13 protein-coding genes are annotated in these 14567 nt (G+C 32.5%); 4 read left to right on the top strand and 9 right to left on the bottom strand.

Features of this window, described 5'->3' with window-relative positions:
• Positions 1–24: 24 nt before the first annotated feature.
• Complete coding sequence (locus V6246_RS13050; RefSeq protein ID WP_341560903.1) at positions 25–1350, bottom strand: dicarboxylate/amino acid:cation symporter; 1326 nt, start codon at positions 1348–1350, stop codon at positions 25–27.
• A 409-nt stretch (positions 1351–1759) separates the two neighbouring features.
• Complete coding sequence (aroC, locus tag V6246_RS13045) at positions 1760–2821, bottom strand: chorismate synthase (protein ID WP_341560902.1); 1062 nt, start codon at positions 2819–2821, stop codon at positions 1760–1762.
• A 365-nt stretch (positions 2822–3186) separates the two neighbouring features.
• Between aroC and V6246_RS13040 the strand changes: the two genes are divergently transcribed.
• Positions 3187–4038, top strand: coding sequence for a UDP-2,3-diacylglucosamine diphosphatase (locus tag V6246_RS13040; RefSeq protein WP_341560901.1), 852 nt, complete (start codon positions 3187–3189; stop codon positions 4036–4038).
• Positions 4039–4154: 116 nt separating this feature from the next.
• On the top strand, positions 4155–4580 hold the full coding sequence (locus tag V6246_RS13035) for a DUF2141 domain-containing protein (RefSeq protein WP_341560900.1): 426 nt from the start codon (positions 4155–4157) through the stop codon (positions 4578–4580).
• Positions 4581–4693: 113 nt separating this feature from the next.
• Here V6246_RS13035 and V6246_RS13030 read toward each other — a convergent pair whose 3' ends face one another.
• Together V6246_RS13030 and V6246_RS13025 are read right to left on the bottom strand one after the other, a co-directional pair.
• The gene (locus V6246_RS13030; protein WP_341560899.1) at positions 4694–5740 is read right to left on the bottom strand and encodes an alpha/beta hydrolase; all 1047 of its coding nucleotides are present in this window, start codon (positions 5738–5740) and stop codon (positions 4694–4696) included.
• A 69-nt stretch (positions 5741–5809) separates the two neighbouring features.
• Positions 5810–8176, bottom strand: a complete 2367-nt coding sequence (locus V6246_RS13025; protein WP_341560898.1) for a TonB-dependent receptor — start codon at positions 8174–8176, stop codon at positions 5810–5812.
• 245 nt (positions 8177–8421) lie between these two features.
• On the opposite strand from V6246_RS13025, the gene V6246_RS13020 reads away from it, so the two are divergent.
• Positions 8422–9402, top strand: coding sequence for a helix-turn-helix domain-containing protein (locus V6246_RS13020; protein ID WP_341560897.1), 981 nt, complete (start codon positions 8422–8424; stop codon positions 9400–9402).
• Positions 9403–9482: 80 nt separating this feature from the next.
• Here the strand turns inward: V6246_RS13020 and V6246_RS13015 are convergent, their stop codons facing one another.
• On the bottom strand, positions 9483–9962 hold the full coding sequence (locus tag V6246_RS13015) for a Dps family protein (RefSeq protein WP_341560896.1): 480 nt from the start codon (positions 9960–9962) through the stop codon (positions 9483–9485).
• 104 nt (positions 9963–10066) lie between these two features.
• On the opposite strand from V6246_RS13015, the gene V6246_RS13010 reads away from it, so the two are divergent.
• Entirely contained in the window at positions 10067–11005 is a 939-nt protein-coding gene (locus tag V6246_RS13010) for a LysR substrate-binding domain-containing protein (protein WP_159019694.1), read from the top strand.
• A 113-nt stretch (positions 11006–11118) separates the two neighbouring features.
• On the opposite strand, the gene V6246_RS13005 is transcribed toward V6246_RS13010, so the two are convergent.
• The 4 genes from V6246_RS13005 to V6246_RS12990 form a co-directional block, all read right to left on the bottom strand.
• Entirely contained in the window at positions 11119–12054 is a 936-nt protein-coding gene (locus V6246_RS13005; protein WP_341560895.1) for a hypothetical protein, read from the bottom strand.
• Between the two features lie 46 nt (positions 12055–12100).
• Entirely contained in the window at positions 12101–13147 is a 1047-nt protein-coding gene (locus V6246_RS13000) for a cytochrome-c peroxidase (protein ID WP_341560894.1), read from the bottom strand.
• A gap of 127 nt (positions 13148–13274) precedes the next feature.
• A complete protein-coding gene (locus V6246_RS12995; protein ID WP_341560893.1) occupies positions 13275–14075 on the bottom strand; it encodes an MbnP family protein in 801 nt (266 codons plus the stop codon).
• 118 nt (positions 14076–14193) lie between these two features.
• A complete protein-coding gene (locus V6246_RS12990; protein ID WP_341560892.1) occupies positions 14194–14502 on the bottom strand; it encodes a hypothetical protein in 309 nt (102 codons plus the stop codon).
• Between the last annotated feature and the right edge of the window lie 65 nt (positions 14503–14567).

Here is a 14567-nt window from a genome sequence, read left to right as displayed (position 1 = left end):
ATAATGAAAAACTACTAAACTCCCCTACTTCACATCCGCATAATTATCATCCCATTCTTGAGGTTTTGGATCGTGTAGTTTACCTAAAGATTTTGCCACAATCATAGCCACAGTAGCATCACCTGTTACGTTTACAACGGTTCTACACATATCTAAAGGTCTATCTACAGCAAAAATTAAGGCTAAACCAATTGGTAGTAATTCGGCAGGAAACCCAATAGATTCTAGCACAATTACAAGCATTACAATACCTGCACTTGGTACAGCTGCACTACCAATAGAGGCTAACAACGCCGTACCGATAATAACTAATTGATTGGTAAATGTTAAACCTTCTGGCCAAACTACTTGCATAATAAATACCGCTGCAATACCTTGGTATAAACTGGTACCATCCATATTTACTGTAGCTCCAACGGGTAGTACAAATCCGGCAACTTCACCGTCTACTCCCAAATGTTCTTCTACACGTTCCATAGTTACAGGTAATGTTGCCGCACTACTACTTGTTGAAAATGCTAATAATTGTGCTGGGCTAATTTGCTTTAAAAACCACATTGGCGATTTTTTAGTGTACACAGCAACCAAAATTAAATAAACACCTATCATTAAAACAAGACCTATAAATACACATAAAGCATATAATAGTAATTTTAAGAGTATCTCAGTATCATCGAAAGCTATAATTACATTTGCCATTAATGCAAACACAGCATAAGGTGCAGAAAGCATAATTAAGTCGACCATTTTCATGACCACATCGTTTAAAGAATTAAAAAAACCTGTTAATGGTTTTGCTTTTTCTTCTCCAATTAATAACAAACAGATACCAACAAAAAGTGCGAAAAATATAATTTGCAACATTGAAGCTTCAACAAAAGATTGAAAAATATTACTCGGAAAAATATCTACCAAAGCTTGTAATGGCCCAGCATTTGTTCGTGCAGATGCTTCGCTAATTTTATCGGCTATACCGGTATCGTTAGCGTAACGTAATTTAATTTTCTCAATAGTTTCTTCTGGCATTCCAACTCCTGGCTTTACTGTATTTACCAAAGCCAAACCTATAGCAATAGCAATTACGGTAGTCCCCATATATATTCCAAGGGTACGTAAACCCATGTTTTTTATTTTAGAGATATCTTTTAAATCGGTAATTCCTTTTATTAAAGACGCCAATATTAAAGGTACTGCAATAAGTTTTAGAAGATTGATGAATATTTTTCCGAAAGGAGCAACCCAGTTTCCAACAAAGCCGCGGCCTCCGTCTATACTATTCATTATAAAACCAAAAATGATTCCGAGAATCATTCCTATAATAATCTTCCAGTGCATTGCAAGTTTCTTCATAAATTTTAGGATACTTTTTACGTCTTTAAAATTTTGACACAATATAAGTATTTTTGGTATGAAAAAAAGCAGATTACCTATGAGTTTACTGCAAAAAAATGAAGATAAATTAGATTTTTAATTACAAATACGAATATTTGCACACAATAAATGAATGAAAAGTGGCTAAAATTGATATTTTAATAATTAAATTGAGGTGTTTTTTAGGTAAAACAAAACCTTCTTGAATTCTATAAATTGGCAGATAGATTTAGCCCCGATTGCAGCGACATCCTTTTTATGTGCTTAATATTTAAGTTATTAAACAAGGAAACAACCACAGGTTAAACTATAACTTTTTAAATACAGATTATGTTTCTGCACATAAAAAGATATAGCGAAAAGCGGGAAATCGCTTCTAAAAAATATTTTAGTTATAAAGCTTATTGATTAATTGAAAATCGGCTATTACAAGTGCTGCCATAGCTTCTACAATTGGTACGGCGCGTGGCACAACACATGGATCGTGACGTCCTTTACCTTGCATTTCTACATAATTACCATCTTTATCAATGGTTTCGTATTTTTGAATTAGCGTGGCTACGGGTTTAAATGCAACACTGAAATAAATATCCATACCGTTACTTATTCCGCCTTGAATTCCGCCAGAATAATTTGTTTTTGTAGTACCATCACTATTGAAAGCATCGTTATGATCGCTTCCATACATGGTGCTTCCATGAAATCCACTACCATATTCAAAACCTTTTACTGCGTTGATGGATAGCATGGCTTTACCAAGTTCGGCGTGTAATTTATCGAAAACCGGCTCGCCTAAACCAACAGGCACGTTTTTGATAACACAGCTCACAATACCACCAACGGTATCGCCTTTTCCGCGAACTTCCTTGATGTAAGTTTCCATTTTTGCTGCCATCTCTTGATCTGGACAACGCACAATGTTAGATTCCACTAAATTTAGGTCTAGCTCGTTATAGGGCTTATCTAATTTCATGGTACCAACTCCAGAAACGTAGGCTGTAATTTCGATACCTTTTAGCATTTGCTTCGCAATGGCTCCTGCCACTACACGACATGCGGTTTCGCGTGCAGAGCTACGACCACCACCACGATAATCGCGTACACCATATTTTTTATCGTAAGTGTAATCGGCGTGACTTGGACGGTAACTATCTTTGATATGACTGTAATCGTGAGATTTTTGGTTGGTGTTTTCGATAACAAAACCAATAGATGTGCCTGTGGTTACGCCCTCAAAAATGCCTGAATGAAATTTTACTGTATCGGGTTCTTTACGTTGTGTAACGATAGCAGATTGGCCTGGTTTTCTTCGGTTTAATTCGTTTTGAATTTCGTCTAAATCTAACTTAATTCCTGATGGACAACCATCTATAACACCGCCTAATGCTGGGCCGTGAGATTCGCCATAAGTTGCTAAAGTAAATAGTTTTCCGAAGGTGTTACCTGCCATGATTTCAATTTTTGGCTAAAATAAACTATAGTCGTGAATTTGACGAATTTAGTTGAATAAAAATATTGAGTAAAAACATGATTTATCTGCTTTTTACTTAATTATTATGCTTTTGCCTGATGCATTATTTTGGAATAAAAATAAAAACTATCAATGTTTGTTTAATTGAAAAAATCTTTAAATAAAGATATCTCGTATGTATGCCAATCTACCTAATTATCAATAATTAAATGTTTTAACAAAGCTAAAACACACGTAACACTTAGTTAACAATTACCTCATAATTAATTAATTATATAGTAAAGATTAAGTAATACAACTTCGATTTAATTATTAGAAATTTACAATGAACAACACCTCAGCTTTTGAAAATAAAACGTAAAATAGAAATTGCCGTAATATCGGATGTGCACCTTGGAACCTATGGTTGTCACGCCAAACACCTACTTACTTACCTAAATAGTATAGAACCTAAAAAACTTATTTTAAATGGTGATATTATTGATATTTGGCAATTTAGTAAGCGTTATTTTCCGAAATCGCATTTAAAGGTTATAAAAAAAATAATGACTATGGCTTCTAATGGTGTGGAGGTTATTTACATTACTGGTAACCACGATGAAATGCTACGGAAATTTAGCGATACCACTATTGGAAATATTTCTATTGTGGATAAAATAGTTTTAGACTTAGACGGATTGAAAGCTTGGTTTTTTCATGGTGATGTTTTTGATGTTTCGATACAAAACGCCAAATGGCTAGCGAAACTCGGCGGTTATGGCTACGATATGTTAACACTAATTAACCGTGGTGTAAATTGGTATCTAGATAAACGCGGAAAGGAACGTTACTCGCTTTCTAAAAAAGTAAAAAACGGCGTTAAAGGTGCTGTAAAATATATAAATGATTACGAAAAAGTAATATCGGAGCTTGCCATAGAAAATGGTTACGATTATGTAATTTGCGGACATATACACCAACCTAAAATGGAATATATTGAAAACAAACACGGCAGAACCATGTACTTAAACTCTGGTGATTGGGTAGAAAACTTTACTGCTCTAGAGTACCAGTTTAAACGTTGGAAAATTTACAACTTTAGTAAAGATAAACTAGCGCCTTTTATAGTTGACGAGGATTTTGAGGAAATGAAAATTAACGATTTAATTGCCGCTATTACCATAGTAGATCGTGTTAAGAAGAAGTCTAAAATTTAAAATTATCTAGTTACTCTACAGTTGAGTAGCAAAAATCTACATTTCGGTAAACTGTTTTATAAATACCTGAACATAAGTGAGATCTTTGAAGTGTTAAACAATTAAAACACAACATTATGAAAACTTTATCTCTTATTTTCGCTTTATTATTTTCAATAACTTTTACTACCGCTCAAACTTCAGAGAACAAAAGCAACAGTATTCATGTTAAAATAAATAAATTACCTTCTAATAAAGGGCATGTTATTTTAACTCTTCATAATGAAGAAACTTTTATGAAATCTGCTGGTGTAAAAAACATTAAAGCCGAAATTATTGATGGTAAAATTGATATAAATTTTGAAGATATTGAACCTGGAACTTACGCCATTTTAGTGCTACATGATGCCAACGACAATAATAAAATGGATTTTGAAAACACAGGAAGACCAAAAGAGGCTTATGGTACATCTAACAACTCTATGAGTTTTGGTCCTCCAAGTTTTACAGATTCTAAATTTGAGGTTAAGCAAGAGAATATTGAAATGGAAATTATACTTTAAATGTATTTTATTAAACATAAAAAAACTATAATGCCATTAACTGAAACTAAACAAAAGTAGATATCATTAATGAATCTTCTGAGAGTATAAATTCGAATAGCTAAAATCAATATTTAATTGAATTTCTCTTTCAAATATAAATTATCAGGGTATATTTTTTTATTGATGTTATTTAAAATAATAGCGTTTTCTTTTTCATTGCGTTTTACAGCCAAATCTACGACTCTATCAAGGTATGCCGCTTGTGGTTTAAAGGGAAACGCTAATTTTTCTGATAAATCTTGAAAGTGTTTGTCTAATAATGAAGGTTCTTTTATAAGTGCTTTCACATTAATTCTATATCCTTTAAAAACCGAACGTAAACCATCAATAAGCGACGGTAAAACAACACTACCATGATCTTCATCTTTATAATACTTGGTATCGAAATTTAAGCTTTTGGGACTAGTAGCTTCGATAAGTTTCAACATGTTTTTTTTAGCTATAAAATGTGCATCATGCTGTTTACTAGGTTCTTTTTGACTTCCTATGGAATTTGCATTTGCTAAAAATAAAGTGCTGCTTTTAAAGTCTGTTGTTTTGATAATGCGTTCTAGTTTTTTCACCAACACCTCATTATCCCACCATAAACTAGGATCGATAGCGATATAGGCATTAAAATCTCTCGATTCGTTTAACAATGTATTGATTGCAAACAATCCACCAAATGAGTGCCCTACTAGAATTTTATAATCTAATGTGTTGTAATTCTTGTTAATTTCAGGAATTAATTCTTTACTTATAAAGGCTTCAAATTTATCGGCACCTCCATTTTGATACGATAAACTAGAAACAGCTGTAGGAGTTAAATCTCTAGATCTATTTGTGTTTTTTATGGCAACAACAATACATTCTGGTATAAGCGGATAATATCCGTTAGATTGATTTTTTACCATACCAGATAACACGTGAAAATATTTTTCGCCATCTAATAAATATATTATCGGATATTTTTGATTTTTAAAGTCTGGATTAGAATAGTTTTCTGGTAGGTAAACCCAATATTCCCTAACCTCGTTTAACTCTTTAGATTTTATTGTTTTTATTTGTCCGATCTCAATATTTTGTGATTGCGATAAAAAAGAAAACAAGCAAAACGTATAAATTATTAATTTTCTCATAACTGTGATGGTATTAAACTAGAAAAGAGAACGCTAAAAAACGTTCTCTTTTTTTATTATTTCTTTTAACTAAAATACGCTGTAAAATAGGCCTACTTTAAAGTTGAAAGGTTTTTGAGGTATTCCGTAACCATTATAATATTCTTGATCAAAAAGGTTGTCTGCTTTTAAGCTTACTTTATATTTTCCTTTTTTATAAAACACAGTGGCATCTACAGTTGTATAAGATTCTGATCCAAAATTATTGGCTGTACTATTATAAATTTCACTCATGTGATTTGCACCTAAACCAAAGCCTAAACCTTTAGATTTTCCTTTTAAAACTTGATAACTTAACCAAAAATCCCAAACCGTTTCTGGTGTATAACTTAAACTATTACCAACAATGGATTCGTTACCAAAATTCACTTTTTCGAGAGTTGCGTTGTTTTTAGTGTACCCTGCAACAATATTTAATCCAGGTATTGGGTTAGCAATAAGATCTATTTCAAGTCCCTTACTTAAGGTTTCACCTGCTTGCGAACTAATACCATTTTCATCAACAATAATATCATTATCAATTTTAATATTATAGTAACTTATGGTACTTAGTAGTTTTCCTTCAAAAAAGTTCAACTTGGTTCCAATCTCAAATTGTTTAGCACGTTCTGGATCCCAAGTTACAATTTCCCCAGCTCCATTATCAGATGGTGCATTGTTACTCAATCCATCCATATAATTCGCAAATATCGCTGCCTTATCATTAAAAGGATTATATGCTAAACCAAGCTTTGTGCTGAGCGCATTTTGATTGTATCCGTTGGTAGATTCTGCACCATTCGCTATAGTATTATCAGCCATAAAACGATCAAAACGCAAACCTCCAGTAAAGGTCAATTCTTTATTTATCGTGATAGCATCAAAAGCATAAAAACCTAAAGTTTGAAACTTAGTAATGGTTTTATTTTTGGTTTGATCTGCTAAATTAGCTTCAAATTGTTCGTTTGTAAGCCCTGTAATTATAGGATTTGTAGTATCTACAGGATCTATAGCATTCCAAACACCTGTACGTTGTGTATCATCTAAATTATTGAAGTAGCTAACTCCCGTAACAAACTTATTATCTATTTTATCTACTTCAGTAACATTTAAAAAATCTTGCTGAATATGTGTACTTTGCGTTTCTCTTGGATCTAATTGCAAGTAATATCTACCTACAGTAGTTTCATCTAACATCACTGCTCTAAGATAATTAGCGTCTGTAAAACTACTAGCCTTTGTAAATGTTGTTTTGGCCGTCCAAGTATCTGTTAATTTATAATCTATTTTTATTTGACTTACTAAAGATGAAAAATAACCAACCATTTCATTAGTGCCATAATTGGTATTATAATCCCAGCTTAAATCGTCCCAAGAATTTACCTCATCAGAAATAAGACCACCAGCAACACCTCTAGCAAAGCTTAAATTACGCTTGCCTTGGTTATACTCTAAGTTTGCCATTACTGTTAACTTATCCGATAGTTCAAAGGTTAAAGATGGTGCAACCATAAACTCTTTAATTATTCCCTGATCTTGAAAGCTACTCTCGTTATTGTAAGCGCCATTAAATCTAAGATAAACATTTTCGTCCTTACTTAAAACCGTGTTATAATCTACCGTTGCTCTATTTTGATTCCAGCTACCTGCGATATAACCTAAATCGAGTTTTTTACCTTTATAAGCCTGTTTGGTTACTTTATTTACAATACCTCCAAAGTTTGCAATATTGTTAACATTAGAACCATAAAATAATGCAGCTGGTCCTTTAACAAGCTCTATGCGTTCTATATTTTGTGGATCTATTGGTGCTTTTATCCAAGCTATACCTCCGTTTCTAATATGAACATCAGATCTAAAACCTCTTAAATATACACTCACATTACCATCATTAGTTTGTACATATCCACCACCAGTGATACTCTTAAATGCTGAAGGTAAATCTGTAGCAATTTGTTCTTTCAATAAAGCATTAGTAACCACTGAATAAGATTGCGGATTATCAATATTTTTTAATGGCACTCTAGAAACATATTCAGATTCTTTATGTGCAAATTGATTCAAACGTTCGGCAACGATAATTACTTCACCTAATTGTTCTTCGTTTTCATCTAAAAGAATGTCCTTTATTTTAACATTAAGAGCATTTACTTCTATTTCGATTGTTTTGGTTTGCATCCCGATTAACGAAAATTCTAAAGTGTAATTTCCGTAAGGAATATTTTTAATTGCGTAAGTTCCATCAGCATCCGTAATGGCTCCCATTTTTGTAGACTGAACAATCACATTGATATAAGATGCCGCATTATTGTCTGATGTTATAACTTTTCCGCTTATACTCCCCTTATTCTGTTGGGCATATGTTGTAGTTATTAAAAACAATGCTAGAATTGTTTTTAAGATTTTTGATACTTTCATAATATTAATTTATTTTTTGTTTGAAATACAAATCGTTAGTTTTCTGATACTAAGCATACCTTTTTAATACATTATGCACTGCTATATCCTTAGTGTTGTAATTGCAAATAAGTTTGATATTTATACTTTTATTTATTTTAATTTAGACTAATTATAAATAATATTTATATTTTTGTGCAAATGTATATAATAAAGCACCTTGCGATATAACGCAAAACGATTTTTAACCAACGTAAAAGGAAGTCATGAAAACCACATTAAAAAGTTCCATTTTCAAAAACAATGTGTTGGTTAAAACCTTTGAAAAAGACTTTAAGGCTTCTATTTTTATTGAAAATACAACACCAATAGATTACGCTTTAGTAAAAGGAACGCTCACAGAACTATCTATTAACGGGTTACGGGTTTTAATAAGAAATGTTAAAACAGAAGATTACAGTATTGGTGTACATCACGATTTTCCGTTTTTTAAATTACAATTTGAAATTGAAGGTTCTAGCCTTTATAAGCCTTTAGATAAATGTGAACCTGAAGTTTATATCCCTAATGCACATTACAATTTATTCTACTTACCAAAAGTTCATGGTACATTAACCTATAAAAAAGGGCAGAGAAAAACCTTAGAAGTTTTATTTACGGAAAATTATTTAAAAGATATAATAGGTGAAAATTTCAAGGAAATACTTCATCGATTTGGAACGGCAATATCAAGAAAAACAGCTTTTTTTATGTGGCAGAAAAGCCAACCCATAACTAATGATTTGCAAAACCATATTAATGAAATTGTATTTTGTAATTATCATAAAGATTTAAAAAAACCTTATTTAGAAGCAAAAATAAAAGAGTTGCTTATTTTATTATTAGCACAAACCAATGATGAGATTAATAAGGATACACCTTTTAATCTTCCAGAAATCGATTATAATGCCATACTTAAAGTAGAAAACTATATAAACGCACATTTAAAAGATACCTTAACCATTCCGGAATTAGCAGTTATTGCAGGCATGAACACCACGAAACTAAAACAGGGTTTTAAGCTTATATTTTCAACAACTATTTTTAAATACATATCTTGTTTGAGGATGGAGCAAGCTAAAAAACAAATTGTAGAAAAAAAATGTACAGTAGCAGAAGCAGCATATCATGTTGGTTATAAGCATCCGCAACATTTTACAGTCGCTTTCAAGAAAATTTACGGCTATTTACCAAGCAATCTAACTTAGTGGCAAAACAAATATTTTTAAACATAAAAAAGGCGACCTAAGTAGGTCGCCTTTTTTCGCTATTAATCAATTGGTTTATTTTAAATCGTTTCGTTCAACCAAGCTTTCATCATCCAAACTGTTTTTTCTTGTTCGGTAATAAAATCGCTCATCATAGAACCTGTTCCTTCATCGCTAGCATCGCCAGCTTTTCCTAATATTTCACGTTCAATTTTTAATAATTGAGCTAAAGAATCTACAATTAACCTTACAGCTAAATCATCTTGAGAAATATTTTTACCAACTGGTACTTGTGCTTTTGCAGCATAATCTTCAAAGGTATGTAAAGGTGTATCGCCTAACGTTAAAATACGCTCTGCAATTTCATCTACCTTGGTATTAGCATCGGTATACAATTCTTCGAATTTAACGTGTAAATCGAAAAAACGTTTCCCTTTAATATTCCAGTGAATACCTCTTAAATTTTGATAATATATTTGAAAATTAGCTAAAAGATGATTCAAATCTGTTGCTATTTCTTGTGTTTTTATGGTATCTAAACCTATTGTATTTAAAGTCATTACGATGTGTTTTTTATGTTCATACAAATTTAAGCCATAAAAAAACCTTTTTAGCATAAGTTTTATTGATAGTTTTTATATTTTTATAGTCAAAATTGATTCTTATGACAATTACCCAATTATCTTATGTTTTGGCTGTTGCCGAAAACCAGAACTTCACTAAAGCTGCCGAAAAGTGCTTTGTTACGCAGCCTACTTTAAGTATGCAAATTCAGAAATTAGAAGATCAACTCGATATTTTAATTTTCGATCGAAGTAAAAAACCTATTGAACTTACCGATGTTGGGCGAAAAATTGTAACGCAAGCTAGAAACATTGTAAACGAATCTTACAGAATTCAAGATATTGTAGATCAACAAAAAGGTTTTATTGGTGGTGAATTTAAATTAGGAATTATACCAACGGTAATGCCTACGCTACTACCTATGTTTTTGAAAAACTTTATAAAGAAACATCCTAAGGTAAAACTTAAAATTGAAGAATTAACTACGGAAGAAATAATGACTCGTATAAAAGATGGTCATTTAGATGCTGCCATTGCCGCAACTCCTTTAGAGGATGAAAACATAAAAGAGCGTGTACTCTATTTTGAGCCTTTTGTAAGCTATATTCCCAAAAGCCATAGATTGCATAAAAACAAAACAATTGATGTATCAGATTTAGATGTCGATGATATGCTGCTTCTAGAAGATGGCCACTGTTTTAGAGATGGTGTAATAAACTTATGTAAAGCGTTTAAAAATCAAACCGATGAAACGTTTCAACTAGAAAGTGGAAGTATAGAAACTTTAATTAGACTATCTAATGAAGGTTTAGGCATGACGCTTCTACCCTATTTACATACCCTAGAAATTAACGAAAAAGAAAAAGAGAATCTACGTCACTTTAACGAGCCATCGCCCGCTCGTGAGGTGAGTTTAATTTATCATAAAAGTGAATTAAAAATGCAGATTATCGAAGCCTTACAAGATGTTATTTCGGGTGTGGTTCGTGGAGCGATTGCTTTCCAAAATGTAAAAATTATTAGCCCATTACCGAAGTAGAAATTATTCCGATAAGGTTTATATAAAATAAAAAGATTCACAGCGGTTTAATTTCTCTGTGAATCTTTTTTGTTAGCAAACACTTGGTTTAACTCTATTTTTAATAAAATCTCTTAAAGCGCAAAGTTGACGTAAATAGAAAAACGGTTTTTAGATTTTACATTCCCACCAAATAAATCTTGACTTAATGGCGCAGTGTAATTTGCTCCGAAAATAAATTTTTCAATAGCAAATTCAGAACCTATAGTACCGCTTAATATCTTTCCATCAGTATCTGCTAAGGTTTCACCGTATTGAGTGATTTTATCGTAAACATCACCAGAAACCCCAATAAATGGCATTATATTATAAGTTTCCTTCGGAAAGGTTGTGAACAAATTAGCCGAATAACTAAACTGATTTCCAAATTGATAATCGTTTTTATTTTCGCCTTTCACATAATACGTCATAAGCGTATTTACTCCAAATTTATTAGTTCCATAATTATAGCCAACAGCAAAAACACCATCTACACTACCGGTACCAACCTGAAAACCAGGATTAACATTATCTGCTAGGGCTTCTTCAAACTTACCCGTTGGTAGTTTTGCGCCAACGCCAAATTGTAACGAATGTCCAGAAGCTATACGTTCGGTATTAAAGGTTAGAGAGTCACTTTCTTTTTTATAAAACTGTAGTTTATACCAGCCCATAACACTACTATCTCCCAAACCATTTAGGTTTTCATTATTCCCTTCGGAATATTCTCTATTTAAATCTTGATAAGGCACATTCACACTCACATAAAAAGCGTCATTTATTGGTAATTGCGCCCATAATTGATACGTGTTAAAGGTTTCTTTAGTTATCGGAGAGTTAGAAAAAATTCCATCTTTAGATTCGAAGTTTTGATAGATATAACGGATGCCAACAAAATTAGCATTGCTTAATGTACCAAAACCAAAACTACCTGAACTAGTAGAACAACCACACAAATCGCACATAACACTTAATGGTTCAAAAACATGTTCGTGAACACCAAATGGCGGATCGATCTCGCTTGCCTCCATTGCCACTATGTTTAACATAAAAGCAACCACAAGAATGCTTGTTTTTTTAATATTCTGAAAATCGATCATCGGTTAAAAATTCGTTATCTGTTAATGTATAAAGAAATGCGATAATGCTCTCTTTTTCGTAATCGGAAAGGGCGATACCCAAACTTCCATCTTCTCTAGTAAATACCTCATCTACATTACCATTATCGGTCATGCCAGAATCGTAAAAATCTAAAACGGCTTCTAAAGTAGAAAAACGCCCATCGTGCATATATGGTAATGATAACTCTATGTTACGTAAACTCGGCACCTTGAATTTGTATAAATCGGTTGGGTCTTCAAAAATAACATAACGTCCTTTATCATCAAGCTTCGGATTTATTGACAAGCCATTGTTGCGGTAACTATGGTCCGTAAATAAATCGGTAGCATGGCATGTTGCGCATTTATTTTGAAAAGTATTTAAACCGTCTAATTCAATTTCGGTTAATACCACAGCATCTTCACTTCTTACATATTTATCATATTTTGAGTTTGATGATACCATCATGAGCATAAATTGCGAAAGTGCTTTTAGCATGTTTTCGCTATTTATCTCACCATCTTCAAAAGCTTTTGGAAATTGTTTTTGATAATAAGCATCTGCACTAAGTTTACTTAATACATTGCTTAAGGTTTCTCCCATTTCTACGTCGCTCGTTAATGGAATTATAGGTTGAAAATCTAGATGTGTTGCGGCTCCATCCCACATAAACTCCGATTGATACGCTAAATTTTGAATGGGTTGCGCATTACGCGTTCCAATACCTCCATTTACACCATGGCTAACCGTATGTTCGTGATGTGTAAAAGCAAAGGCTTGCTCATGGCAAAAGGCACACGGAATAGCATCGTTAGCCGATAATTTACCATCGTAAAACAAACTTTTCCCTAGCTCGAAACCTGCTTCCGTTACCGGGTTATTATCGAGGTTATAAACCATTTCTGGGAAATTAGCCGGTTGATCTACATTTAAGTAAACCGGAACATAAATTTCTGTATCGGACGATTTAGAACAAGACAACACACTGATTATTGCCCATGCAATAAGAACTATTTTTTTCATTTTAATAAGTGTTAAACCAGCGAAGTAAATGCTACTTCTTTGGTATTAATAAAGACACTCCTTTGTTTGTTAAAACAAATAAGTTTCCTCGGTAGATTGTACCGAGGAAATTATTATCTAAAAAAAATTAGTCGTTATGTACGTGGTGTACAGAAAATATACCACTCATGTTTGTTGCAATAACACCTGTTGTAATTTCATCGGTATGCACTTGCGCATAACCATCATCGAAACTTACAGAAGTTGCACCATCAAAAACCTGAGCAATATCTGCCTTAATATGTACAGATGGCTCATTACCTTCTCTTACTAATACTTCGTTTGGAAAAGTTAACGTTGTTTCTTTGTAGTTATCTATAGCCGTACCAACGCTTCCCATGTGAATGTTTAATGCTACATCAGTTTCTGTTTCAGAAGTATAAGTTCCATCGAATCTCATAAATCTGTATCCGGTTGCCCAAGACCACATCATACCTTCATCTTGAGCTGTGGTAAGGAAATCTCCTTGACCATCTGCTCCAGAAGCATAACGCTCTTGATCGACACCAATTCCAAAAGTTACTTGAGTATAATTTGCTGCATCTACATCTTCTAAAGTAATATAGATTTCGCCTGCATTGTTTCCGTTTGCTTCGCTTACAATAAAGATGTTATCTTCTGCTGGATATGTGTAAACATTACCGTCGCTATCTGTTAAGCTTACATTAGATATTAAATATTTTAACGTTTCTAATTGGTAAGTTTCACCGTTATCTTTAGTGTAAGTTGTTCCAAAAATAAAATCTTGATCACCAACACCGTTATCGAATTTAAGGATTAAATCTCCTGTTTGACCTGTTAAATCTTCTGTATTATCATCGTCGTCTGATGAACATGAAGCGATAGTTACACATAGTAAAAGTGCGAATGTATATTTTAAAATTTTCATTAGTAATGGTATAAGTTTATAACAGCCTAATCGTCATTATTTGGACGGCTGCTAAATTATTGTAAAATTGATTTTAATAAGTATGTTTAAGGCTGGTTTGCCTTTTTAAGAAATCAAATTACACCATTGGTGGGCGAAAATGGTTATGCTCGTATAAATAAGCATAACTACTATTGCAGATTGTATTTACTATTTTATTTAAAGGAATTTGAGTTTCCTTAAAATTGAAATTTTCGTTTTCTTGAAAGTATAAAGCGAATAAATACTCGGTTAATAGTACTACTGTTTTACTATCGTCTTGAGGATTGGTATCGGTTTGTAATTGTTTTGCTAAATGACATTTACCGTTACAGGCGAGTTCTTCTTTTTCTTTGTTTATACAAAAAACTTCGGTAATATAATCCACATTTATTTCGTAATAAGCCAAATAACTCAAGTTATAGAGCGGCTTAATTACAAAAGTGATGAGCAATATGAATACAAAAATCTTTT

This window comes from Algibacter sp. TI.3.09 (assembly GCF_038154905.1).
GTDB lineage: Bacteria > Bacteroidota > Bacteroidia > Flavobacteriales > Flavobacteriaceae > Algibacter.
This window is presented reverse-complemented; position numbering and strand designations above follow the sequence as displayed.

Bases quoted from the DNA above. Each gene is read 5' to 3' on its own strand.
- V6246_RS13050 (WP_341560903.1), bottom strand. From the start codon at position 1,350: ATGAAGAAACTTGCAATGCACTGGAAGATTATTATAGGAATGATTCTC.
- aroC (WP_341560902.1), bottom strand. From the start codon at position 2,821: ATGGCAGGTAACACCTTCGGAAAACTATTTACTTTAGCAACTTATGGC.
- V6246_RS13035 (WP_341560900.1), top strand. From the start codon at position 4,155: ATGAAAACTTTATCTCTTATTTTCGCTTTATTATTTTCAATAACTTTT.
- V6246_RS13030 (WP_341560899.1), bottom strand. From the start codon at position 5,740: ATGAGAAAATTAATAATTTATACGTTTTGCTTGTTTTCTTTTTTATCG.
- V6246_RS13025 (WP_341560898.1), bottom strand. From the start codon at position 8,176: ATGAAAGTATCAAAAATCTTAAAAACAATTCTAGCATTGTTTTTAATA.
- V6246_RS13020 (WP_341560897.1), top strand. From the start codon at position 8,422: ATGAAAACCACATTAAAAAGTTCCATTTTCAAAAACAATGTGTTGGTT.
- V6246_RS13015 (WP_341560896.1), bottom strand. From the start codon at position 9,962: ATGACTTTAAATACAATAGGTTTAGATACCATAAAAACACAAGAAATA.
- V6246_RS13010 (WP_159019694.1), top strand. From the start codon at position 10,067: ATGACAATTACCCAATTATCTTATGTTTTGGCTGTTGCCGAAAACCAG.
- V6246_RS13005 (WP_341560895.1), bottom strand. From the start codon at position 12,054: ATGGAGGCAAGCGAGATCGATCCGCCATTTGGTGTTCACGAACATGTT.
- V6246_RS13000 (WP_341560894.1), bottom strand. From the start codon at position 13,147: ATGAAAAAAATAGTTCTTATTGCATGGGCAATAATCAGTGTGTTGTCT.
- V6246_RS12995 (WP_341560893.1), bottom strand. From the start codon at position 14,075: ATGAAAATTTTAAAATATACATTCGCACTTTTACTATGTGTAACTATC.